Raw genomic sequence first — 21070 nt, 5'->3', positions numbered from 1 at the left:
ATGGGCCTGCCGCCAGGAATGGCACCGCAGGCTTTTTTCAACAGGACAAGACTGGTCGCGGTCTGTCCTTTTCAGGAGCTAGTTATGAACTTCGTCGCTTTTGAGCGCGCCAAGCAAGGTACGGGTGCGAGCCGCCGTCTGCGCAATTCGGGCAAGACGCCTGGCATCGTCTACGGTGGCACCACCGAACCCCAACTCATCGAGGTGGACCACAACGCACTGTGGCACGCCCTCAAGAAGGAAGCTTTCCACTCCAGCGTGCTGGACATGGAAGTGGCCGGCACGACCTCCAAGGTCCTGCTGCGCGACGTGCAATACCACCCCTACAAGCAGCTCGTCCTGCACATCGACTTCCAGCGCGTGGACGAAAAGACCAAGCTGCACATGAAGGTGCCACTGCACTACAGCGGCGCTGAAGAGTCCAACGCCGTCAAGGTCGACAAGTGCATGGTCAACCCGATCGTGAACGAACTGGACGTGACCTGCATGCCTTCGGACCTGCCAGAGTTCATCGCTGTGGACCTGTCCAAGCTGGAAAAGGGCGCATCCCTGCACCTGAAGGACATCAAGCTGCCCAAGGGCGTGGTGGCCAAGGTCCGTGGTGGCCAGAACAACAACCCCGTTCTGGTGTCCGTGGTGCCTCCGGTCGTGGTCGTCGAGACCCCTGCCGAAGCAGCCCCCGCGGCCGACGCCAAGGGCAAGGGCAAGGGCAAGAAGTAATCAGCCGTCCTTCACGGACGACCCTTTGCTTCTTCCCCACGGCCAGCGCGCTCCGGCGACGCTGGCCACCGAAACGGCCCACCCTGCGTGGGCCGTTTTCATTGGAAGACGCGGCCCGGCGGGCCCCGTCCCGCTGCCGGGCAAACCCCTCTTCCCCGGCGGAGCCGCTCCGCACCCCTTGCAGTTCGCACCACCGCCGCACACGGATAATCCCGCCCATGATCAAGCTGTTTGTAGGCCTTGGAAACCCCGGGCCAGACTACGAGGCCACCCGCCACAACGCCGGTTTCTGGTGGATCGATGCCCTGGCGCGGGAGCTCAAGGCCACGCTGGTGCCCGAGCGCAGCTACCACGGGCTGGTCGCGCGCACCACGGTGCATGGACAGAGCGTGTGGCTGCTGGAGCCTCAGACCTTCATGAACCTCTCGGGCAAGTCCGTCGCTTCGCTGGCGCGCTTCTTCAAGATCCAGCCCGAAGAAATCCTGGTGGTGCATGACGAACTGGACATTCCGCCCGGGCAGGTCAAGCTCAAGCGCGGCGGAAGCCATGCCGGGCACAACGGGCTGCGCGACATCCACGGCCAGCTGGGCTCGCCCGACTACTGGCGCCTGCGCGTGGGCATCGGCCATCCGGGCGTGAAAAGTGAAGTCGCCAACTGGGTGCTCAAGAAACCCTCGCCCGACCAGCGCACGCTGATCGAGGACAGCATCGCCCATTCCCTGAAGGCCTACCCGGCCATGCTGGCGGGGGAGATGGACAAGGCCACCTTGCTCATCCACACCACCAAGCCGCCACGCCCCAAGCCACCCCGTCCCGCGGAAGACTGACCCCCCCGGCGGCGTGGCCCTGCCCACAGGGCATGGCAGCCATTGCTATTTATTTCATAGCATCCTGCGCTTGATACACAAGCGCTTACCGCCTCCAAGGCTTGAAATCAGGCCGACGGCGCAGCCTGCAGCCGCTGGAATTTCTGCCACAGGGTTTCCCGGTTCTCCACGTGCTGCGGGTTCACGGGGATGCACGCGACGGGGCAGACCTGCACACACTGGGGCTCATCGAAGTGCCCCACGCATTCAGTGCATTTGCTCGGGTCGATCTCGTAGATCTCCTGCCCCAGGTAGATCGCCTGGTTGGGGCATTCGGGCTCGCAGACATCGCAGTTGATGCACTCGTCGGTGATCATCAGCGCCATGCGGCCTCCCTGGGCATGGAGCCGGAAGCAGGGGCCAGAAGGTACGCAGCGCAGTTCATGCTCCGTATTATCCCGCGATGGTGGCATGTGCCTTGCATGCGACACTGCAACCCACCACCGCCGACGGGGATGTTTTTACCGTTATGCTGTGTATACACATTAATTTGACGCACTCGCGCCTTCCTCCTTTTTCCTGACGCCACCCTCCCATGGGCCTGTTTTTCCTCAAGCGATTCATCACCCTCCTGGCCACGCTGATCGGTGCTTCGGTCGTGGTGTTCCTGGTGCTAGAGATCCTGCCGGGCAACGCCGCCCAGATCCTGATGGGCCCCGACGCCTCTCCCGATGCCGTGGCCGCGCTGGCGGCCAAGCTGGGGCTGGATCAGCCCGCCGGCCTGCGCTACTGGAACTGGGTCAGCGGCCTGGTGGTGGGCAACATGGGCGACAGCTATGCCTACAGCTCCCCGGTTCTTGATCTGGTGCTGGAGCGCCTGGCCCTGACCGTGCCGCTGGCCCTCATGGCCATGGTCATCACCACGGTGCTGGCGCTCGCGGCGGGGGTCTACGCCGCCGCGCGCCATAACAAGCTCGGCGACGTGGGCGTGATGGGGCTGGCGCAGATCGGCATCGCCATTCCCAACTTCTGGTTCGCCATCCTGCTGATCCTGCTGTTCTCCGTGAAGCTGCAATGGTTTTCCGCCGGCGGCTTCCCCGGCTGGACGGAGGACGCCGGCGGCGGCCCGCTGGAAGCTCTCAAGGCGCTGCTGCTGCCGGCCATCGCGCTGGCCGTGGTGCAGGCGGCCATCCTCGCGCGCATCACGCGCTCGGCCGTGCTGGAGGTGCTGCGCGAGGACTTCGTGCGCACCGCGCGCGCCAAGGGCCTGTCGCAGCGCGCCGCGCTCTGGGGCCACGTGCTGCGCAACGCCATGATCCCCGTGGTCACCGTCATGGGCCTGCAGTTCGCCAACCTGCTGGCCGGCACCATCGTGGTGGAGAACGTGTTCTACCTGCCAGGCCTGGGGCGCCTGATCTTCCAGTCGATTTCCAACCGCGACCTGATCGTGGTGCGCAACTGCGTGATGCTGCTCGCGGCCATGGTGGTGATCGTGAACTTCGTGGTGGACATCCTCTACGCCGTGATCGACCCCCGCGTGAAGGCTTCCGACATCTGATTCCCATGAGCGCCGCCGTGTCCACCCCCTCCTCTTCCACGCCCTCCGCCCCCGGCTGGCTGCACCGCGCCCTGCGCCACCGCAGTTTTGTCATTGGTGCTGTGTTGTCAGCGCTGCTGATCCTTGCTGCGCTGCTCTCCTTCGTCTGGACGCCCTGGTCGCCCTACGAGATGGACTTGGCCAACAAGCTGGCGAGTCCATCCGGCACCCACTGGCTGGGCACCGATGCCTTCGGGCGCGATGTCGCGTCGCTGCTGCTGGTGGGCGCGCGCAACTCCATCCTGGTGGGCGTGATCGCCGTGGGCATCGGCCTGACCATCGGCACGGCCCTGGGCCTGCTGGCCGCCGCCAAGCGCGGCTGGGTGGAAGAACTGATCATGCGGCTGGCGGACTTCACGTTCGCGTTCCCCGCCATCCTCTCGGCCATCATGATGACGGCGGTGTTCGGGGCGGGCATCGTCAATTCCATCATCGCCATCGGCATCTTCAACATCCCCACCTTCGCGCGCGTCACGCGCGCCTCGGCCAACGCCGTGTGGTCGCGCGAGTACATCATGGCCTCGCGCGCCTGCGGCAAGGGCGGCTGGCGCATCACCCTCGAGCATGTGCTGCCCAACATCCTGTCGGTGCTCATCGTGCAGGCCACCATCCAGTTCGCCATCGCCATCCTGGCGGAAGCCGCCCTCTCCTACCTGGGCCTGGGCACGCAGCCACCCCAGCCTTCGTGGGGCCGCATGCTCAGCGAGGCACAGACCCTGATGTTCCAGGCGCCGCTGCTGGCCGTGTGGCCCGGCGTTGCCATCGCGCTGGCCGTGCTGGGCCTGAACCTGCTGGGCGACGGCCTGCGCGACCTGCTGGACCCCCGCCTTTCACGCAAGCGCTGATCCCGCCAAGCAGACCACCAGAATCCCACGATGTCTCTGTTAGAAGTCTCCAACCTCCGCATCCGCCTGCAGACCCACCGAGGCCCCGCCGACGCCGTGCGCGGCGTAAGCTTTTCGCTGGCGCGCGGAGAAACCCTGGGCCTGATCGGCGAGTCGGGCTGCGGCAAGTCCATCACCGCCATGTCGCTCATGGGCCTGCTGCCCGACAGCGCGCAGGTCACGGGCAGCATCCGCTTTGATGGCCAGGAGCTGGTGGGCCGCACCGATGCGCAGATGTGCAAGATGCGCGGCAACCGCATCGGCATGGTGTTCCAGGAGCCCATGACAGCCCTGAACCCCGTGCACACCATTGGCCGCCAGGTGGCCGAGCCCTTGCGTCTGCACCGTGGCATGAGCGCTTCGGCCGCGCGCGCGGAGGCCCTGGCGCTGCTCGACCGCGTGGGCATCCCCCACGCCGCGCAGCGCTTCGATGCCTACCCCCACCAGTTCTCGGGCGGCCAGCGCCAGCGCATCACCATTGCGATGGCCTTGGCCTGCGGGCCCGACCTGCTGATCGCCGACGAGCCCACCACCGCGCTGGACGTGACCATCCAGCAACAGATCCTGGACCTCATCAGCGACCTCGTGGCCGAGCGCAACATGGCGCTGATCCTCATCTCGCACGACCTCGGCGTGATCTCGCAGAACGTGGACCGAATGATGGTGATGTATGGCGGCAGCGTGGTCGAGAGCGGCTCCACCGCTTCGGTCTTCTCCGCCATGGCCCACCCCTACACACGCGGACTGTTCGCGGCACGGCCCCATCTGGGCGCCGTGCATGCACCTGGCCAGCGCCCGCGCCTGTCCACCATCCCCGGCACCGTGCCGGAACTCGTGGACCTGCCGGCCGGCTGCCCTTTCGCCGGGCGCTGCAGCTACACCGTGGATGCCTGCCACCACGATCGGCCCGAAGCCACGCTGGTGGCCACCGATGCCGATGGCGACCACGAGGTGCGCTGCCTGCGCCGCGAAGCCATCGCCGAGGCCCAGAGTGCCCAGGCGGTGAACATTGTCGAGGTGACCGCATGACCCCCCTGGCGTCCCTTTCCAACGCCCCCCTGCTGCAGGTGAAAGACCTGGTGCGTGAATACACGCTGCCGCGGGAACATCTGTTCCAGCCCCCGGGCAAGGTGCATGCACTCAACGGCGTGAGCTTTTCGGTGGCTGCAGGCCGCAGCCTGGGCATCGTCGGCGAATCGGGCTCGGGCAAATCCACCCTGGCCCGCCTGGTGATGGCGCTGGACACGCCGACCTCCGGGACCGTCGAGCTGCAGGGCCGCAACCTGCACCAGTTGCCCGCAGAGCAGCTGCGCCATGCGCGACGCGACTTCCAGATGGTCTTCCAGGACCCCTACGGCTCGCTCGATCCGCGCCAGACGGTGGAGCGCATCGTGACCGAGCCCCTGCAGGCCCAGGGTGAAACCAGCCGCGCCGCCCAGCGCGAGCAGGCCGGCCAGGTGCTGGCCCAGGTGGGCCTGCGCACCAACGACCTCTCCAAGTACCCGCACGAATTCTCGGGCGGGCAGCGCCAGCGCATCGCCATCGCGCGCGCGCTCATCACGCGCCCGCGCCTCATCGTCGCCGACGAGCCCGTGAGCGCGCTCGACGTGTCCGTGCAGGCCCAGGTGCTGAACCTCATGCAGGACCTGCAGCAGGAGTTCGGCATCACGTACATGCTCATCAGCCACGACCTGGCGGTGGTCAACCATCTGTGCGATGAAGTCGTGGTGCTGTACCAGGGCCGCATCGTCGAACGCGGCTCGCCGGCTGAACTGTTCCGCAACGCGCAGCACCCCTACACCCAGTCGCTGGTGGGCGCCGTGCCGCAGGTGCAGCCCGGCCGGGCGCGCGCACGCCGCGCCGCGGCGGCCGCTGCCACGGCCACCGCAAAAACCGCATAACCAAATGCGCACGCGATGGTGTAAAAAGCTTTTGTGCTCCCCGGTAACAAATTGAAATGACACCGGGGCTTTCGTCTGGTTTTTTTGTCTGGAGAGTCCGAACATGCTGAACCGCCGTACCGTCCTAGCCACTGGCGCCATCGCCGCCGTGCCCCTGTCCACCTCGCTCGGCGCCCTGGCGCAGGGCCGCAAAGACGCCGTGGTGCTGGCCATGACGCTCGAACCCCCGGGCCTGGACCCCACGGCCGGCGCCGCCTCGGCCATTGCCGAGATCGTGCAGTACAACATCTTCGAGACGCTCACCAAGATCAACGCCGATGGCAGCGTGTCGCCGCTGCTGGCCGAGAGCTGGGAGGTCTCACCCGACCTCAAGACCTACACCTTCAAGCTGCGCCGTGGCGTGAAGTTCCAGAATGGTGAGCCCTTCAATGCCGCCGCCGTGAAGTTCTCCTACGACCGCGCTGGCGGCGAAAAGAGCACCAACAAGGACAAGCGCACCTTTGCGGGCCTGACCACCCAGGTGGTGGACGACTACACCGTCGTGCTGCTCAACAAGGACATCGACCCCGACCTGCTGTTCGTGCTGGGCCAGGCCACCTCCATCATCGTGGAGCCCAAGAGCGCCGACACCAACGCGAACAAGCCCGTGGGCACCGGCCCCTACCAGCTGCAGGCCTGGAACAAGGGCTCCTCCGTGGTGCTGACGGCCTGGGAGGGCTTTCGCGATGCCAAGGCGCTCAAGATCAAGCGCGCCACGTTCCGCTTCATCTCCGACCCCGCCGCCCAGGTGGCCGCCCTGCTGGCCGGCGACGTGGATGCGTTCCCGCGCGTCACGCCCCGCAGCGTGCCGCAGTTCAAGGGCAACCCCAAGTTCCAGGTGGTGGTGAGCGGCTCGCGCGCCAAGACCATCCTGGCGATCAACAACGGCAAGAAGCCGCTGGACGACGTGCGCGTGCGCCGCGCCATCGCCGCCGCCGTGGACCGCAAGGCCGTGATCGAAGGTGCGGGCGACGGCTATGGCGCGCCCATCGGCAGCCACTACGTGCCCGGCGCGTTCGGCTACGTGGACACCACGGGCGTGAACCCCTACGACCCCGAGAAGGCCAAGAAGCTGCTGGCCGAGGCCGGCATCAAGACACCGCTGGAGCTGACCCTGACGCTGCCGCCCACGCCCTACGCCCGCCAGGGCGGCGAGGTGGTCGCCGCCCAGCTGGCCAAGGTCGGCATCATCGCCAAGATCCAGAACGTGGAATGGGCGCAGTGGCTGTCCGGCACCTACGGCAGCAAGAACTACGACCTGACCATCATCTCGCACGTGGAACCGTTCGACCTGGGCAACTTCGCCAAGCCCGACTACTACTGGGCCTACAACTCGCCCAAGTTCAACGAGCTGTTCAACCAGATCAAGAACGCCCCGCGCCCCGCTGACCGCGCACGCCTGCTGGGCGACGCGCAGCGCCTGCTGGCCAACGATGCGGTGCACGCGTTCCTGTACTCCAACCAGTGGATCACGGTGGCCAACAAGAACCTCAAGGGCCTGTGGAAAGACATGCCCGTGTTCGTGAACGACATCTCCACGCTGTCCTGGAGTTGATGAGACACCCCCCTGAGGCCCTGCGGGCCTTCCCCCCGCTCTCACATCGCTGCGCGATGTGGGCAGGGGGACGCAGCCCTCGCTGCGGGGCGGCCCTTGCTCGGCTGCCCGCGCCTGGGCCGTGCCCTTTTCAGAGGCTGTGGGTGGCGCGCCGAGCAATGAATAGCTGAAACGCTCGGGAGCAGATAGCTCCTGAAACAATAGCTGCTAGCGCTTTATCCATAAGCGTTATCAGCCTTTTTTATCAAAAATCTCTCTACCATGACCGCCCTGCACGACCTGCCCGCCCACGACCTCCTGGCCGCCTACCGCGCGCGCCGCCTCTCGCCCGTCGAGGTCACGCAGGCCGTGCTGGCCCACATCGGGCGCTGGGAGCCCCACATAAAGGCGACCTACCTGCTGCGGCCCGAGGCCGCCCTGGCGCAGGCCCGCGAATCGGAAGCGCGCTGGCTGCGTGGCGAGCCCAAGGGCGCGCTCGACGGCGTGCCCAGCACCATCAAGGAAAACATCTCGACGCAAGGCGACCCGACCCCCCTGGGCACCGCCGCTGTCGAACTCGTGCCCGCCGCCGCCGATGCGCCGCCCGCCGCCCGCATGCGCGAGGCCGGTGCCGTCATCGTGGCCAAGACCACCATGCCCGACTACGGCATGCTGTCCTCGGGCCTGTCGACCTTCCACCCACTGTCGCGCAACCCCTGGGACGTGAGCAAGGGCCCGGGCGGCTCCAGCGCCGGTGGCGGTGCTGCCGCTGCGGCGGGCTACGGGCCGCTGCACATCGGCACCGACATCGGCGGCTCGCTGCGCCTGCCCGCCAGCTGGTGCGGCATCTTCAGCCTGAAGCCCAGCCTGGGCCGCATCCCGATCGACCCGCCCTACACCGGCCGTGCCGCCGGCCCCATGACCCGCACGGTGGCCGACGCCGCGCTGATGATGCAGGTACTCAGCCAGCCGGACGCGCGCGACAGCATGAGCCTGCCAGCGCAGGACATCGCCTGGAGCCAGTTCAACAAGGGCGTGGAGCGCCTGCGCGGCCTGCGCATCGGCCTGCTGCTGGACGCGGGCTGCGGCCTGCCGGTGGAACCCGAAGTGAAGGCCGCCGTGGAACGCGCAGCCCGCCTGATGGAGGCCGCTGGCGCCACCATCGTGCCCATGCTGCCCTTCATGACCCAGGCCATGCTCGACGGCATGGACCACTTCTGGCGCATGCGCTCCCACATCGACCTGAAGGCCCTGCCCGCGCAGCAGCGCGACAAGGTGCTGCCCTATATCCGCACCTGGGCCGACAGCGCCGCCAGCATGAGCGGCACCGAGGTCTTCAACGCCAGCCACCAGTTCCACCTCACGCGCGTGAATACGGTCAAGGCCTGCAGCGCGTTCGACTACGTGATCTCGCCCGTGGCGCCGATGCCCGCCTTCCAGGCCGAACTGCCCTCGCCCACCAACGACCCGCTGCGCCCGCTCGAGCACATCGGCTTCACCGTGCCGTTCAACATGTCCGAACAGCCGGCGGCCTCGGTCAACTGCGGCTACACCGCCAGCGGCCTGCCCATCGGCCTGCAGATCGCCGGCGCGCGCTTCGACGACCTGGGCGTGCTGCAGGTGGCCCATGCGTTCGAGCTGATCCGTGAGCCGCAAAAGGCCTGGCCGCTGCCGCCTGCGGCTTAACCCCGAGGGCCCGGCGGGGTGGATGTTGGTAACCTAGGGGTTGGCAACACGCACGCCCCGCGTGCGGCGCCCCCTCCGGGCTGGCCTGCGCCCCGGGCCACCACGACACGCACCACTTCAACGAATCACCGCATGGACATCCTCATCCTGGCGATCCTCATCGCCACCGGCACCTTCATGCTCAACGCCAAGGAGCAGCGCAAGCGCATCGTGCTGCTGGGCAACCATCTGGCCCACTACCAGATCGAAAAGCTGATGGAAGCGCTCACCGACGGCTACCTGCGGGCCCTGGGTGAAAGCACCGACGAGCGCCGCAGCCAGATCTGGAGCCTGCTGAGCACCACCGAACAGCAGCTGAGCGAGCAGTTCAGCCGCTTCGCCGCGGACTTCGCCAAGGTGAGCGACGCCGACGCGCGGGTCAGCCGCCTCGCGATGGCCATCCCCTTCGCCGAGAAGATCCTGCCGGCGTTCACCTTCGACATGCGGCGGGCCCTGGCGATCCATGCACGCGGCATCACCCACGTGGTGCAGAACACCAGCCACCTGTCGCCCAAGGACCGGGCCTACATGATGACGGCGGAGCTGTTCCTGATGCAGCACACCTGCCACTGGTTCTGCAAGTCCAAGACCGTTGCCACGGCCCGCATGCTGGCGCGCCACCAGACGCCGCATGAGCAGCTGGTGGCCTCCGTATCGGCCGAGACACGCAAGGCCTATCTGACGCTGATCAAGGGCGGCTGAGCCCTGCCGCCCAACAATGCCCCCATGCCATCCACCGCCACGCACGCACTGACCGACAGCCTGGGCAACACCGCCACCCTGCGCGAGCCAGGCAGCGCGGCGGCGTTGAATGACTTCGTGGAAGGCTTCATCGCCTGCGAGGCCCGCGCGGTGAACGTGCTGCAGGCCGCCGGCGACCCCAGCGCCATCGTGCAGGCCTGCTGCGCGGCACTGCACATGTTCGCCGAATCGGCGCAGGCGCCGGGCAACGCACGCCCCTTCATCGACCGGGCGCTCGCCCATGCCCCTGCGGCGAGCGAGCGCGAACAGCGCTTCGTGGCCGCCGTCGCCGCCTGGGTTCATGGCGACCTGCCGCGCGCCATCGCGCTGCACGAGGAGCAGGCCCGCCTGTTCCCGCGCGACCTGGCCTCCCTCAAGCTCGGCCAATACCACTTGTTCAACCGCGGCGACTCACCCGGCATGCTGCGCCTGGCGCTGCAGGCCCTGCCCGCGGCCGCCGACGTGCCCTACCTGCACGGCATGCTGGCCTTTGGCTGGGAGCAGTGCCACCGGCTCACCGAAGCGGAAGCCGCCGCGCGCCATGCGGTGCGCCTGTGCCGCAAGGAACCCTGGGCCCACCATGCCCTTGCACACGTGATGCTGACACAGGGGCGCATCGGCGAAGGCGCGGACTTCATGGCCGGCGTGAGCGACACCTGGACGGGGCTCAACTCCTTCATGGTCACGCACAACTGGTGGCACCAGGCACTCTTCCTGCTGGAGCAGGACCGGCACGCCGAGGTGCTGGCGCTGTACGACAGCCAGGTGTGGGGCGTGGTCAAGGAATACACGCAGGACCAGATCAACGCCGTCTCGCTGCTGGCGCGGCTGGAACTGGCGGGCGTGGATGTGGGCCACCGCTGGGCCGACGTGGCCGGCCACCTGGCACTGCGCCTGGCCGACCATGTACTGCCGTTCCTGGACCTGCAGTATCTCTACGGCCTGGCCCGCGCGGGCCGCACGGAGGCGGCACGCACGCTGCTGCACAACATCGAGGCCCACGCCGCCACGCGCACCGAGGCACATGAACGCACCGTGTGGAAGCAGGTGTGCGAGCCCGCCGCGCGCGGCCTGCTGGCGCATGCGCAAGGCGACTGGGCCACGGCGGCGGAGCAGCTGGGCCTGGCATTGCCACGGCTGCTGGAGATCGGCGGCAGCCACGCGCAGCGGGATTTGTTCCACCAGATCTGGCTGGATGCGCTGCAGCGCAACGGGCAGTGGGCGGCGGTGCAGAACCTGCTGCAGCCGATGGCCAATGCGCAGCCGGAGTCGGTGCGGCTCGCACGGCAGGTGGAGGTGGTCAATGGCGCCCTGGGGCTGCTGCTGCCGCACCAGGGATAGCGGAGCCCGGCGATAGAAGCAGGCGCGGGCGCGGCCCGCCCTCCCCTGTGCCTGCCGCCAGGCTATCTCACCAGCAGCTTCGTCTGGTCATACACCGGCTGCGCCGGCAGGTCCGCCAGGTGCCGCACGTCGGCCCAGTCCAGCACCTCCACCACATCGCCATCCACCCGCACACGGTTCAGGCCGGCGTTGGGGATGTCGCTCTGGCGCGGGCCGTCCAGGCCCGTGCCGCGGGCGGTGCGCCAGATCATGTCGAGCACGCCGCCGTGGGTCACAACCATGACTTTGCGGCCCTGGTACTGCTGCGCGATGCGGCGCACGGCGTCCATCACGCGGGTGTGGAACTGGCGCGTGGTCTCGCCGCCGGGCATGCCGTAGTCGGCTTCGAAGCGCAGCCACTGGGTCCAGGCATCGGCGTGTTCGATCTTGATGTCGTCCACGCGCTTGCCGTCCACCACGCCGAAGCTCTGCTCGCGCAGGCTGCTGTCGGTGAGGGTGTCGATGCGCAGTTCCGGGAACAGCACCTGCAGGCTGGGCGTGGCGGTCTGCTGCGTGCGGATGAGGTCGCTGCAGACCAGGTGGTCCACCACGATCTGTTCCGCGGCCAGGCGTTCGGCGAGGCGGCGGGCCTGTTCGTGGCCGGTGGCGTTGAGGGGGACATCCACGTGGCCCTGGAAGCGCAGTTCGCGGTTCCAGTCGGTCTCGCCGTGGCGGATCAGAATCAATTCAGTCATGCATGCCATTATCGAATGCATGCACATGATTGCAAGCACTTTTGACTGCTAGCGCTTATGCAACAAGCGCTGATAGCTATGTTTTTTATAACAGCAGCCTGTCCACCACCCACCGTGCGGCACGTCACCGCATGGGCACGATGAGCACTTTGCGGCGCGGCTGGCAGCCAGGGCCTTCGTAGGCGGCGCTGTCGCGCTGCCAGCCATGGCCCGGCGAGGCTTGCGCGCAGACGCGTGCGCCATCCACCATGCTGCGCCAGTAGTACCAGGGCGCGGGGGCGGCCTGTGCGGGCGGCATCAGCGGTGCCAGCAGGGCGAGGGCAAGCAGGGAGCGGGCGACAACCGGCATGGGGGTGGTGAAGATATCAGGCGTGGGTTCCGCCCATGCTACGCACCGTGCGCCGGACCGATGCCCGGAAAAGCGGCAATATCGGCGGCATCGGCGGTCACGATCCAGCCTTCGAGCGGGTCCAGCCCGGGCGGCAGGCCGTAGAGCGCGTCGCCCTCTGCATGGCGCTGCTGGGCCCAGGCGGCCTGCAGCAGGCACAGCACGGCGTCCAGGCTGTCGCCGCTCGCGTCGTCCACCAGCACATCGCGCTGCGCGTGGCTGAGCTTCAGGCGCAGGCCCAGCCGGGTCTGGCCCATCTCCAGCGCATTCACGAGGTCCTTGCGGGCAATGAGCCGGTCGGGCGTGTGCTTGGCGCGGTCGTCGCTCTTGTAGCTGCGCCGCTGCAGCACTTCGCGCGCCAGCAGCCCCGGGTAGGCTTCCAGCGCCACGCGGCGCGGGTCTCCGCCGTGCAGGCCCGGCAGGTGGACACCGGCGTCCAGCAGCAGCGGCAGCCCCGCGTGCAGCATGTAGGCCACGGGCGGGTTCACCCATTTCATCGACGGGCTGGAGCCCGCGGGCCCGTCGGTGGCGCGGTGCGCGAACTTGCCGCCCACGGGGCGTGCGTCGCAGAACGCGGCGAACTGGTCGCGGATCTGCGCGCGGCTGAGGCCGCGGTAGTGCTGCATGCAGGCGCGCCACTGCACCGGCCAGCCCAGCGCCCGCACCAGCTCGCGCGGCAGGCCGAAGGGCAGGTCGAAGCCGCCCACCCAATCGCCCGGCCGGGCGAGCCAATCGCCCAGCGCGGCCAGCGTGTCAAAGCGCTCCAGCGCGGCCAGCTGTACCCGCGCGCCCTGGCGCTGGCCCAGCGCCAGCACGACGGGCTTGCGCCGCGTGGGGCTGCTGGAGAAATCGCAGCCCAGCAGCAGGGGACGGATGGGCTCCGCCATGACGGCCTACCCCAGCGCCAGGGCGGTGACACCCGCGGCAATGCACAGCGCGCCAAAAATGCGCGCCACGCGGTCGCCCTCGCCCAGCAGGTGGCCGCCGATGAGCGCCGCGAACAGCATGGACACCTCGCGCGCGGGCGCCACGTGGGACATGGGCGCCTCGCGCATCGCGTACAGCACCAGCACGTAGGCCACGGGGCTCACCGCCGCCACCAGCAGCGCGAAGCGCCACTGCGCCAGCCACAGCGCACGGGCCGTGGGCAGGTCGCGCAGCACCACGGGCGCGAGCAAGCCCACGCGCACGAAGTTGCCCATGTAGTCCACGAGGATGGGGGACATCAGCAGGATCTTGACCGCATAGCCATCCACCACGGTGTAGCTGGCGATGAAGGCGCCCGTGAGCAGGCCGTAGAGCATGCCCTTGTGCACGCGCGCCCGGGCGGCAGGGTCGTGCGCGGCGCGCAGCAGGCCCGGGCCGCCCGCGATCAGGAACACCCCGCCCACCACGCCGGCGATGCCGGCCACGCCCAGCGCCGAGATGCGCTCGCCCAGGACCGTCACCGCCACCAGAGACGACAGCAGCGGCCCGGAACCGCGCGCCAGCGGGTAAACGACGGTGAGATCGGCCTTGCTGTAGCCGCGCAGCAGGATGACGAAGTAGCCCACGTGCAGCAGCCCGCTGGCCGCGACGAAGGCCCACTCCGTGGCCCCCCACAGCGGCACGGCATCGCGCCCCAGGTACCAGCCCAACGGCGCCCAGATGACCATCATGATCACCGAGGTGAAGAACGCGAACCGCGAATCGCCCCCGGCCTTCTTGGCCACGATGTTCCAGCACGCGTGGATGAGGCCGGCAAGGATGATGAGGGCGAAGGCGGTAAGGGTCACGGATGAGAAGAAGAGCGGCCTGAATGCAAAAAGCCGCAGAACCGGGTGGGCTGCGGCCGAAACAACGAGGCCAGAGCATCAGCGAAAAGTGGGGTGACTTGCGTAGCGAGCGGTCTCAGCCTGGGTGGAGGAACGCAGCCCCACTCCCGTGCGGCGAGTACCGCAGGCCCGGGGTGTGGCCGCGCAGCAGCAAAACACCCCGCCTTTCAGGCTCTGCCGATGATGGAGGCCGTGGCCATCAGTTCTTCGAGCAGCGCGAACGACACCTTGCCCGACACGGCATAGGGGTCCAGCTCGGGCTTCTCCGAGTACTTGAGCAGGATGGAGTGGTTGATCTTGGACAGGTTCACCTGCCCCATGGTCCAGCCACCGAAGCGGCGTTCGGCGATTTCTTCGTAGTGCAGCAGCTCCACGTTCTTGTGGCGCGGGTCTTTCTGGATGTGGCCGTACAGGTCGCTCACCGCGGAGCGCCCGCCTTCGATGGCCTGAAGGAACACGCCGCCGCCGTAGCACAGCACCCCGGTGATGCCGCAGCCCGGGTTGTGCTGGCGCGACTGCGTCAGGATGGCTTCGATGGCGGCGGGCGAAGTGTCCACCGCGCGGCTGGCATAGAGCAGGCGTACGAGCATGGTCAGTTCCTTCCAGGGATGAGGGACAGAAATTCGCGGCGCAGCGCCGAATCTTTGAGGAACACGCCACGCATCACGGAGTTGATCATCTTGCTGTCCATCTCGCGCACGCCGCGCCAGGACATGCAGAAGTGGCTGGCCTCCATCACGATGGCCAGGCCGTCGGGCTGGGTCTTTTCCATGATGAGGTCGGCCAGCTGCACCACGGCCTCTTCCTGGATCTGCGGGCGGCCCATGACCCAGTCCACCAGACGCGCGTACTTGGACAGGCCGATCACGTTGGTGTGTTCGTTGGGCATCACGCCGATCCAGATCTTGCCGATCACCGGGCAGAAATGGTGGCTGCAGGCGCTGCGCACGGTGATGGGGCCCACGATCATGAGCTCGTTCAGGTGCTCGGCGTTCGGGAATTCCGTGATGGCCGGCTGCGCCACGTAGCGGCCCTTGAACACCTCGTTGAGGTACATCTTGGCCACGCGGCGCGCGGTGTTGTTGGTGTTGTGGTCGCCTTCGGTGTTGATCACCATGCTGTCGAGCACGCCCTGCATCTTGACCTCGACCTCGTCGAGCAGCTTCTCCAGCTCGCCGGGCTCGATGAACTCGGCGATGTTGTCATTGGCATGAAAACGCTTGCGGGCAGCGGCAAGGCGCTCTCGGATCTTGACGGAGACAGGCGTGCCTTCATCATCCGGCGGGGTGGACGTCATATCGGCGGCGGGTTGGCTGGACATGGTCAGAATCGTAACAGCGATTGACACACCGCAGATTTCAAAGGTTTTGGGCCTCCACCGCTTGATGGTAAAGCGCCAGCAGCTATGCTATTCATAGCAATACTTGTCAAGGGCGCCGCCCCACGCCAGTGCCACCGTGGAAGCGGCTTTGCCGGGCCACGGGGTGGCGTCCCCCGGGGGAAAGCGGCGCAGCCGCTCAGGGCGGTTCAATAGCTTTTTCCGGTGATCCACAGCGCCAGCCGCATGAGGCCGAAGGCAATGCGGTCCAGCACGCGCTGGCGCAGCGGGCGGCCCGCGTAGCGCGCCGGGTCCATGCGCCGGCCGGCATGCTGCATCGCATGCACCAGGCGCTGGCGCAGGTCGGTGGCAAAGGCGGCGTCCTCCACCACCACATTGGCCTCGCGCGCCAGCAGCAGGCTCAAGGGGTCGAGGTTGGACGAGCCCACCGTGGCCCAGGGCCTGTCGCCCATCGCGTCGATCACGGCCACCTTGGCGTGCAGGAAGCTGGGCGCGTATTCGTGGATCTCCACCCCCGCCTCCAGCAGCGCGCCATACACGGGCCGTGCCGCGTGGTACTGCATGAAGTACTCGTAGCGCCCTTGCAGCAGCAGGCGCACCCGCACGCCCCGGCGCGCCGCCATCACCAGCGCGCGGCGCAGCTTGCCGCCGGGCATGAAATAGGCGTTGGCGATGATGACTTCGTGCCGCGCGGCGCCGATGGCGCGGCGGTAGGCCTTTTCGATGCGGCTGCGGTTGCGCACGTTGTCGCGCAGCACCAGCGCGGCGCGCATGGGCGGGCCGGCCTCGGCGGCCTGCAGCGCATGCTTGGCCGCGCTGGCGGCGCGCAAGGCCTGCAGGGCCTCGGGCAGGCGGCGCTGGCGCGCGTCGCGCACCGCCTGCATGCGCCACCACAGCTGGTCCATGGTCTCGCTGGCCGATGCCACCAGGCTGCCCGTGGCCTGCACCGCGAAGTCAAAGCGCGGCGCCTCCAGCGCGCCGTGGTTGGGGTCGTGGAAGTCGTCCAGCACGTTGATGCCGCCGCAAAACAGCATGCAGCCGTCCACCACGCACAGCTTGCGGTGCAGCCGCCGCCACCGGTGTGGCAGCAGCAGGCCCAGGGGGCCGAGCGGCGAATACACGCGGTACTGCACGCCGGCCGCCTGCAGGCGCTGCGCCCAGCCGTGGGGCAAGGCGCCCGTGCCCACGCCATCCACCACCAGCTGCGTGCGCACGCCGCGCTGCGCCGCGCGCATCAGGGCCTCAGCCACGGCGGCGCCCGCGCCGGTGAAGTCGAAGATGTAGGTCTCGAACTGGATGTCCGACAGGGCGGCGTCCATGGCCTGGATCAGCGCGGGAAAAAGCTCCTCGGCCCCTTGCAGCAGGCGCACCTGGTGGTCGTCGGAAAATCCTGCCCCATGGGCCCGCGCGAAAGGCTTTCTTCTCATTTCGGAAGCCCGTCGCCCGGCGGGGGCGTCGCCCCTTCCAGGGAGGAAGGCGCCGCGAACGGCACAACGGGGGTCATAGCCTGAACTCGGCGATCAGCGGGAGGTGGTCGGACATGCGCCACCAGATGCGGCCGCGCGGCACATGCAGCGACAGCGGCGTGAGGCCGCGCACGTACACATGGTCCAGCTGCGCCAGCGGCAGCCGCGCCGGGTAGGTGAAGGTGCGCGGCGCGTCGAACTCGTGCAGCGCAAAGCCGGCCAGCATGCGCTTGACCTGCTGGCCCCAGTCATTGAAGTCCCCGGCCACCACGACGGGCGCGCCGGACGGCACCTCGCGCTCGATGAAGCGCTGCAGGCGTTCGATCTGGCGGATGCGGCTGCCGGGAATGAGCCCCAGATGCACCACGATCACGTGGATGCGCCGCCCGTGGGCATCCACCTCGACATGCAAGAGCCCGCGCTGCTCGAAGCGGTGGTCCGAGATGTCTTCGTGCTGGTGCCCGATCACGGGCCAGCGCGACAGCAGGGCGTTGCCATGTTCTCCGTGTTTGGTGGTGGCGTTGGTGCGGTACACGGCCTCGTAGCCCTCGGGCGCGAGGAACTCGGCCTGGGGCAGTTCGGGCCAGCGCTGAAAATAGGTCGCCTCGCGCCGGTGGAGCTTGCGCACCTCCTGCAGGCAGACGATGTCGGCGTCGAGCTGCTCCACCGCCAGGCCCAGGTTGTGGATCTCCAGCCGGCGCGCGGGCCCGATGCCCTGCACGCCCTTGTGAATGTTGTAGGTGGCCACCCGCAGAATATCGTCGTGTTCCATGTCCTGATTGTGTCGCAAGCCGCGCTGGCTGCGGGTTTGCCCGACGCTGAAAGCCGCGGCGGCGGCTTACACTTGGTTGCACTCCACTCCCCCGCCATGGCGGGCCGGCACACACCCTGATGGCTACCGAGAACGACCCATCCGCCGCGCCTGCGGTGCTGGCGCTGATCGTCGACAGCAATGCCACTTCCCGCAGCATCCTCGTGGGCCAGTTGCGCGAGTACGGCGTGACCCGCATCGTGCAGTGCACCCGGGTGCAGGATGCGCGCAGCCGGCTGGAGCACACGGTGTTCGACTACGTGCTGTGCGAGCAGTATTTCGGCGAATCGGGCTATTCGGGCCAGACCCTGCTGGACGACCTGCGGCGCGCGCAGCTGTTGCCCTTCTCCACCGTGTTCTTCATGGTCACGTCCGAGGCCTCGTACGCCGCCGTGGCCGAGGCCGCCGAGTCCGCGCTCGACGGCTATCTGCTCAAGCCCTTCACGCCCAGCGCGCTCTTCGAGCGCCTGAGCCTGGCGCGCCTGCGCAAGATCCATCTGCGCCCGATCTTCGACGCCATCGAGGCCGAGGATTTCGAGCGAGCCGCGCAGCTGTGCGTGGAGCGCTTCGAATCGCGCCAGCCCTACTGGCTGTATGCCGCGCGCATCGGCTCCGAACTGCTGCTGCGCCTGTCCCGCCACGACGAGGCCCGCACGCTGTTCGAGGCCGTGATCGCCGCCCGCGCCCTGCCCTGGGCCAAGCTCGGGGTGGCACGCGCGCAGATCGAATCCGGGCAGGCGGCGCGGGCCATCACCACGCTGCAGGAGCTGATCGGCGAGGACGCCTCCTTCGCCGACGCCTACGACGTGCTGGGCCGCGCGCAGGTGGAACTGGGCAACTTCTCGCAGGCCATCGAGACCTACCGCACGGCCAGCGGCCTCACGCCGGATTCGGTGGTGCGGCTGCAGAAGCTGGGGATGATGTCGTACTACATGGGCGACCGCGAAACCGCCACCAAGGTGCTGGCACGGGCGGCCGTGCTGGGCATCGACTCCAAGCTGTTCGACTTCCAGTCGCTGGTGCTGCTCACGTTCTCGTACTTCGCCGACAACGACCGCAAGGGCATCGAGCGCTGCATGGCCGACTTTGGCCGCATCCTGGAGCGGCACGAGTCCAGCGCCCGCATCCGGCGTTTCGCGGCGGTGGCGCGCACGCTGCAGCTCATCCAGCAGCGCCAGTTCTCGCAGGCCGTGGAATCCGTGCGCGGCATGGCCGGCGAGATCACCTCCAGCGGCTTCGACTTCGAGGCCGCGTGCAACCTGGGCAGCCTGCTGGCCGTGCTCGCGGTCACCTCGATCGACCTGTCCGAGGGCGAGGGCTGGGTGCGCGCGCTGGGCATGCGCTACGCCAACACACGGGGCCTGACCGAGCTGCTGGCCAACGCCTGCGGCCTGCACGCACCTTACGGGGAGATGGTGCGCGACTGCCTCGTGCAGATCAACAAGACCGCCGAGGCCGCCATGGCACAAAGCCTGGCCGGCGACCCGGCGGGCGCCGTGAACCACCTGCTGCTGCAGGCCGGGCACACGCTCAACTCCAAGCTGGTGGACATGTCCCAGCAGGTGCTGCTGCGCCACCGCGCGCGCATGGCCTCGCCCGAAACTCTGCAGGACGCCATCGACGCGCTGCGCACGCGTGTGGGCACCGCGCCCACGCGGGCGATCCTGGGGCAGGACAGCGAACGCCGGCCCGGCGGCGTGGTGCTGCGCGTGCGCGGCGGCGGCGATGAGCCCACCCGCATCCCGTCGCCGCCCCAGGACAGCCTGGCCCCCGACCCCGCCGAGCCTCCCGACCCCGCAGCCGCGCTGCGCCTGCGGCCGGTCTGAAAACCCGGGGACGCGCCGCTGGACGGACGCCCCTCCGGTGCCATCGGCGACGCGCCTGGCGCCCCCCCAGCCTCAGGCCTGCCCGGCGAACCGGGGCAACAGCAGGCAGGCTTCGGCGTTCGACGCGGAAAAACAGGCGTCCGCGGCGGCCTGCCAGGGTAGCCACCGGAACGCATCGTGCTCGCGCGGGCTGAGCACGACCGGGGTGCCTGAAGGCACGCGCAGCCCGAACACACGCTCCCGGTTGCGCACCACGCCGGGCGCGTAGCGGTACAGCCACTGCGGCCAGATGTCGTAGACGTTCTCCAGCGCCCAATCGGTCAGCACGCAGCCGGGTGACCGCGCATCGATGCCGGTTTCCTCCGCCACCTCGCGGCGGGCCGTCTCCTCAAAAGGCTCCTCCAGGCGGTCCTTGCTGCCGGTGACGGACTGCCAGTGCCCCTCGCCGCCCACGCGGCGAATCAGCAGCACCTCCAGCGCCGGGGTGTGGATCACCACCAGCACCGACTCCGGGAGCTTGCAGGGCCGCTGCGCTGCCACCATGGCGCCCTCCTCACCCGCCCCTGGAGCGCGTGGCGGCGGCGGTGGTGGGCACGGGCGGGGGCAATTCCTTGGCCTGCAGCGCACGCACCTGCACCACCAGCTGGTTGTGCGCATCCAGGAACGCCGCGGCGATGACCTTGCCCTCGTTGGTATTGCTCCAGCCCGCCCCCGCCGCGCCACCGAGCTTGCCGAACACGAGCCCGCCCACCCCCAGGTCGGTGGTGCGTGCCGCCCCGGTGGCCGCGGCCACCTGCTCGGTGGTTTCGTTGTCGGACAGCAGCAGGGCCGTCTGCGCCTCCTTGAACTTGACCTGCTCCACCAGACCGGCCAGGCCGGCAATGTCGCGCAGCACCGGAATCATCGCGATCACCCCGGCCAGGCCGCGCCCCGCATCCTGCTCGCTGAAGGTCAGGCTGGGGGTGAGCGTGTACTGCGCCTCATAGCCCTTGCCCTTGGCCACGGTGGAGTTGTTCTTGCGCAGGATGCCGGAGTCCTTCAGGTCCTGCTCCTGGATGGTGCCGCGCAGGCCGGCCGAGCGGTCCACCACCCGAAAGCAGCCGCTTTGCTGCGCCAGCAGCTTGACCAGGGGCACGGGGGATGCCGGCAGGTGGTAGCCCGAACCCACGGTGTAGCCGTTGGGGTTCTCGGCCAGCGCCAGCGTGGCCACGGGTGCTTCGCAGCGGACCAGCTCGCGGGCGGCGTTCTGCGCGCCCTGGGGCCCGGCCGAACCGGTGACCACCGAGCCGCCCTGGCCCAGTTCGGTCTTCTTTTCGCCGCAGCCCGCCAGGGCCAGCAGCAACACCCCTGCCAGCAGGGCCGGGATCGTCATGGAACGCATGGAAGGCTTCCTTTCAACGCTGG

At 68.4% G+C, this 21070-nt stretch carries 22 protein-coding genes; 11 read left to right on the top strand and 11 right to left on the bottom strand.

The genetic code is table 11. From position 1 onward, the window contains the following. Positions 1-84 precede the first annotated feature (84 nt). Both AC3RCE_RS05950 and pth read left to right on the top strand, forming a co-directional pair. Entirely contained in the window at positions 85-720 is a 636-nt protein-coding gene (locus AC3RCE_RS05950) for a 50S ribosomal protein L25/general stress protein Ctc (protein WP_218293526.1), read from the top strand. Positions 721-938: 218 nt separating this feature from the next. Then, positions 939-1547 (top strand): aminoacyl-tRNA hydrolase, encoded by a 609-nt coding sequence (gene pth / locus AC3RCE_RS05945; RefSeq protein WP_218293525.1) that lies wholly within the window; start codon positions 939-941, stop codon positions 1545-1547. A gap of 107 nt (positions 1548-1654) precedes the next feature. Here the strand turns inward: pth and AC3RCE_RS05940 are convergent, their stop codons facing one another. Beyond that, entirely contained in the window at positions 1655-1912 is a 258-nt protein-coding gene (locus AC3RCE_RS05940; RefSeq protein WP_218341523.1) for a YfhL family 4Fe-4S dicluster ferredoxin, read from the bottom strand. A gap of 209 nt (positions 1913-2121) precedes the next feature. Here AC3RCE_RS05940 and AC3RCE_RS05935 point away from each other — a divergent pair, with 209 nt between their 5' ends. The 8 genes from AC3RCE_RS05935 to AC3RCE_RS05900 all read left to right on the top strand — a co-directional run bounded on the left by AC3RCE_RS05935 (position 2122) and on the right by AC3RCE_RS05900 (position 11288). Beyond that, on the top strand, positions 2122-3084 hold the full coding sequence (locus AC3RCE_RS05935) for an ABC transporter permease (RefSeq protein WP_218293523.1): 963 nt from the start codon (positions 2122-2124) through the stop codon (positions 3082-3084). Positions 3085-3089: 5 nt separating this feature from the next. Then, positions 3090-3968, top strand: a complete 879-nt coding sequence (locus tag AC3RCE_RS05930) for an ABC transporter permease (protein WP_218293522.1) — start codon at positions 3090-3092, stop codon at positions 3966-3968. 30 nt (positions 3969-3998) lie between these two features. Then, positions 3999-5036 (top strand): ABC transporter ATP-binding protein, encoded by a 1038-nt coding sequence (locus AC3RCE_RS05925; RefSeq protein ID WP_218341524.1) that lies wholly within the window; start codon positions 3999-4001, stop codon positions 5034-5036. Further along, the gene (locus tag AC3RCE_RS05920) at positions 5033-5908 is read left to right on the top strand and encodes an ATP-binding cassette domain-containing protein (RefSeq protein ID WP_218293520.1); all 876 of its coding nucleotides are present in this window, start codon (positions 5033-5035) and stop codon (positions 5906-5908) included. The genes AC3RCE_RS05925 and AC3RCE_RS05920 overlap by 4 nt, the downstream gene beginning before the upstream one ends. A 103-nt stretch (positions 5909-6011) precedes the next feature. Beyond that, positions 6012-7502, top strand: a complete 1491-nt coding sequence (locus AC3RCE_RS05915; protein WP_492254710.1) for an ABC transporter substrate-binding protein — start codon at positions 6012-6014, stop codon at positions 7500-7502. 261 nt (positions 7503-7763) lie between these two features. Beyond that, complete coding sequence (locus AC3RCE_RS05910) at positions 7764-9167, top strand: amidase (protein WP_492254709.1); 1404 nt, start codon at positions 7764-7766, stop codon at positions 9165-9167. A 132-nt stretch (positions 9168-9299) separates the two neighbouring features. After that, positions 9300-9908 (top strand): hypothetical protein, encoded by a 609-nt coding sequence (locus AC3RCE_RS05905; RefSeq protein WP_218293517.1) that lies wholly within the window; start codon positions 9300-9302, stop codon positions 9906-9908. Positions 9909-9932: 24 nt separating this feature from the next. Further along, positions 9933-11288 (top strand): tetratricopeptide repeat protein, encoded by a 1356-nt coding sequence (locus AC3RCE_RS05900; RefSeq protein ID WP_492254708.1) that lies wholly within the window; start codon positions 9933-9935, stop codon positions 11286-11288. A 62-nt stretch (positions 11289-11350) separates the two neighbouring features. Here AC3RCE_RS05900 and AC3RCE_RS05895 read toward each other — a convergent pair whose 3' ends face one another. The 8 genes from AC3RCE_RS05895 to AC3RCE_RS05860 form a co-directional block, all read right to left on the bottom strand. After that, the gene (locus tag AC3RCE_RS05895; protein ID WP_218341527.1) at positions 11351-12022 is read right to left on the bottom strand and encodes a histidine phosphatase family protein; all 672 of its coding nucleotides are present in this window, start codon (positions 12020-12022) and stop codon (positions 11351-11353) included. A 124-nt stretch (positions 12023-12146) separates the two neighbouring features. Next, positions 12147-12371 carry a hypothetical protein gene (locus tag AC3RCE_RS05890; RefSeq protein ID WP_218341528.1) on the bottom strand — a complete coding sequence of 75 codons (225 nt, stop codon included), beginning with the start codon at positions 12369-12371 and terminating at the stop codon, positions 12147-12149. Between the two features lie 38 nt (positions 12372-12409). Continuing rightward, entirely contained in the window at positions 12410-13297 is an 888-nt protein-coding gene (locus AC3RCE_RS05885; protein ID WP_218341529.1) for a DUF429 domain-containing protein, read from the bottom strand. 6 nt (positions 13298-13303) lie between these two features. Then, a complete protein-coding gene (locus AC3RCE_RS05880; protein ID WP_218293512.1) occupies positions 13304-14185 on the bottom strand; it encodes an EamA family transporter in 882 nt (293 codons plus the stop codon). Positions 14186-14391: 206 nt separating this feature from the next. Then, the gene (locus tag AC3RCE_RS05875) at positions 14392-14814 is read right to left on the bottom strand and encodes a BLUF domain-containing protein (RefSeq protein ID WP_010461918.1); all 423 of its coding nucleotides are present in this window, start codon (positions 14812-14814) and stop codon (positions 14392-14394) included. A gap of 2 nt (positions 14815-14816) precedes the next feature. Next, positions 14817-15545, bottom strand: coding sequence for a GTP cyclohydrolase I (folE, locus tag AC3RCE_RS05870; protein ID WP_218293511.1), 729 nt, complete (start codon positions 15543-15545; stop codon positions 14817-14819). Between the two features lie 206 nt (positions 15546-15751). Beyond that, complete coding sequence (gene clsB, locus AC3RCE_RS05865; protein WP_218293510.1) at positions 15752-16990, bottom strand: cardiolipin synthase ClsB; 1239 nt, start codon at positions 16988-16990, stop codon at positions 15752-15754. A 73-nt stretch (positions 16991-17063) separates the two neighbouring features. Continuing rightward, positions 17064-17801, bottom strand: a complete 738-nt coding sequence (locus AC3RCE_RS05860) for an endonuclease/exonuclease/phosphatase family protein (protein ID WP_218293509.1) — start codon at positions 17799-17801, stop codon at positions 17064-17066. A 119-nt stretch (positions 17802-17920) separates the two neighbouring features. On the opposite strand from AC3RCE_RS05860, the gene AC3RCE_RS05855 reads away from it, so the two are divergent. Beyond that, positions 17921-19666 (top strand): response regulator, encoded by a 1746-nt coding sequence (locus tag AC3RCE_RS05855; RefSeq protein ID WP_492254707.1) that lies wholly within the window; start codon positions 17921-17923, stop codon positions 19664-19666. A 72-nt stretch (positions 19667-19738) separates the two neighbouring features. Here the strand turns inward: AC3RCE_RS05855 and nudB are convergent, their stop codons facing one another. Continuing rightward, positions 19739-20209, bottom strand: a complete 471-nt coding sequence (gene nudB, locus AC3RCE_RS05850) for a dihydroneopterin triphosphate diphosphatase (protein WP_218293507.1) — start codon at positions 20207-20209, stop codon at positions 19739-19741. Between the two features lie 10 nt (positions 20210-20219). Further along, positions 20220-21038, bottom strand: coding sequence for a CsgG/HfaB family protein (locus tag AC3RCE_RS05845; protein ID WP_370627873.1), 819 nt, complete (start codon positions 21036-21038; stop codon positions 20220-20222). Positions 21039-21070 lie beyond the last annotated feature (32 nt).

The sequence above is a fragment of the Acidovorax sp. GW823-FHT05D11 genome, from assembly GCF_058795695.1.
The sequence above is the reverse complement of the archived record's forward strand: the minus strand, read 5'-3'. Positions and strand labels throughout refer to the sequence as shown.

What these genes read in the sequence shown, in the direction of transcription:
- AC3RCE_RS05935 (WP_218293523.1), top strand. Translation starts at nt 2,122, where the DNA reads ATGGGCCTGTTTTTCCTCAAGCGATTCATCACCCTCCTGGCCACGCTG.
- AC3RCE_RS05900 (WP_492254708.1), top strand. Translation starts at nt 9,933, where the DNA reads ATGCCATCCACCGCCACGCACGCACTGACCGACAGCCTGGGCAACACC.
- AC3RCE_RS05875 (WP_010461918.1), bottom strand. Translation starts at nt 14,814, where the DNA reads ATGCTCGTACGCCTGCTCTATGCCAGCCGCGCGGTGGACACTTCGCCC.
- AC3RCE_RS05890 (WP_218341528.1), bottom strand. Translation starts at nt 12,371, where the DNA reads ATGCCGGTTGTCGCCCGCTCCCTGCTTGCCCTCGCCCTGCTGGCACCG.
- AC3RCE_RS05845 (WP_370627873.1), bottom strand. Translation starts at nt 21,038, where the DNA reads ATGACGATCCCGGCCCTGCTGGCAGGGGTGTTGCTGCTGGCCCTGGCG.
- AC3RCE_RS05920 (WP_218293520.1), top strand. Translation starts at nt 5,033, where the DNA reads ATGACCCCCCTGGCGTCCCTTTCCAACGCCCCCCTGCTGCAGGTGAAA.
- AC3RCE_RS05905 (WP_218293517.1), top strand. Translation starts at nt 9,300, where the DNA reads ATGGACATCCTCATCCTGGCGATCCTCATCGCCACCGGCACCTTCATG.
- AC3RCE_RS05925 (WP_218341524.1), top strand. Translation starts at nt 3,999, where the DNA reads ATGTCTCTGTTAGAAGTCTCCAACCTCCGCATCCGCCTGCAGACCCAC.
- AC3RCE_RS05860 (WP_218293509.1), bottom strand. Translation starts at nt 17,801, where the DNA reads ATGGAACACGACGATATTCTGCGGGTGGCCACCTACAACATTCACAAG.
- clsB (WP_218293510.1), bottom strand. Translation starts at nt 16,990, where the DNA reads ATGAGAAGAAAGCCTTTCGCGCGGGCCCATGGGGCAGGATTTTCCGAC.
- AC3RCE_RS05915 (WP_492254710.1), top strand. Translation starts at nt 6,012, where the DNA reads ATGCTGAACCGCCGTACCGTCCTAGCCACTGGCGCCATCGCCGCCGTG.
- AC3RCE_RS05950 (WP_218293526.1), top strand. Translation starts at nt 85, where the DNA reads ATGAACTTCGTCGCTTTTGAGCGCGCCAAGCAAGGTACGGGTGCGAGC.
- folE (WP_218293511.1), bottom strand. Translation starts at nt 15,545, where the DNA reads ATGTCCAGCCAACCCGCCGCCGATATGACGTCCACCCCGCCGGATGAT.
- AC3RCE_RS05895 (WP_218341527.1), bottom strand. Translation starts at nt 12,022, where the DNA reads ATGACTGAATTGATTCTGATCCGCCACGGCGAGACCGACTGGAACCGC.
- AC3RCE_RS05910 (WP_492254709.1), top strand. Translation starts at nt 7,764, where the DNA reads ATGACCGCCCTGCACGACCTGCCCGCCCACGACCTCCTGGCCGCCTAC.
- AC3RCE_RS05855 (WP_492254707.1), top strand. Translation starts at nt 17,921, where the DNA reads ATGGCTACCGAGAACGACCCATCCGCCGCGCCTGCGGTGCTGGCGCTG.
- pth (WP_218293525.1), top strand. Translation starts at nt 939, where the DNA reads ATGATCAAGCTGTTTGTAGGCCTTGGAAACCCCGGGCCAGACTACGAG.
- AC3RCE_RS05930 (WP_218293522.1), top strand. Translation starts at nt 3,090, where the DNA reads ATGAGCGCCGCCGTGTCCACCCCCTCCTCTTCCACGCCCTCCGCCCCC.
- AC3RCE_RS05940 (WP_218341523.1), bottom strand. Translation starts at nt 1,912, where the DNA reads ATGGCGCTGATGATCACCGACGAGTGCATCAACTGCGATGTCTGCGAG.
- nudB (WP_218293507.1), bottom strand. Translation starts at nt 20,209, where the DNA reads ATGGTGGCAGCGCAGCGGCCCTGCAAGCTCCCGGAGTCGGTGCTGGTG.
- AC3RCE_RS05885 (WP_218341529.1), bottom strand. Translation starts at nt 13,297, where the DNA reads ATGGCGGAGCCCATCCGTCCCCTGCTGCTGGGCTGCGATTTCTCCAGC.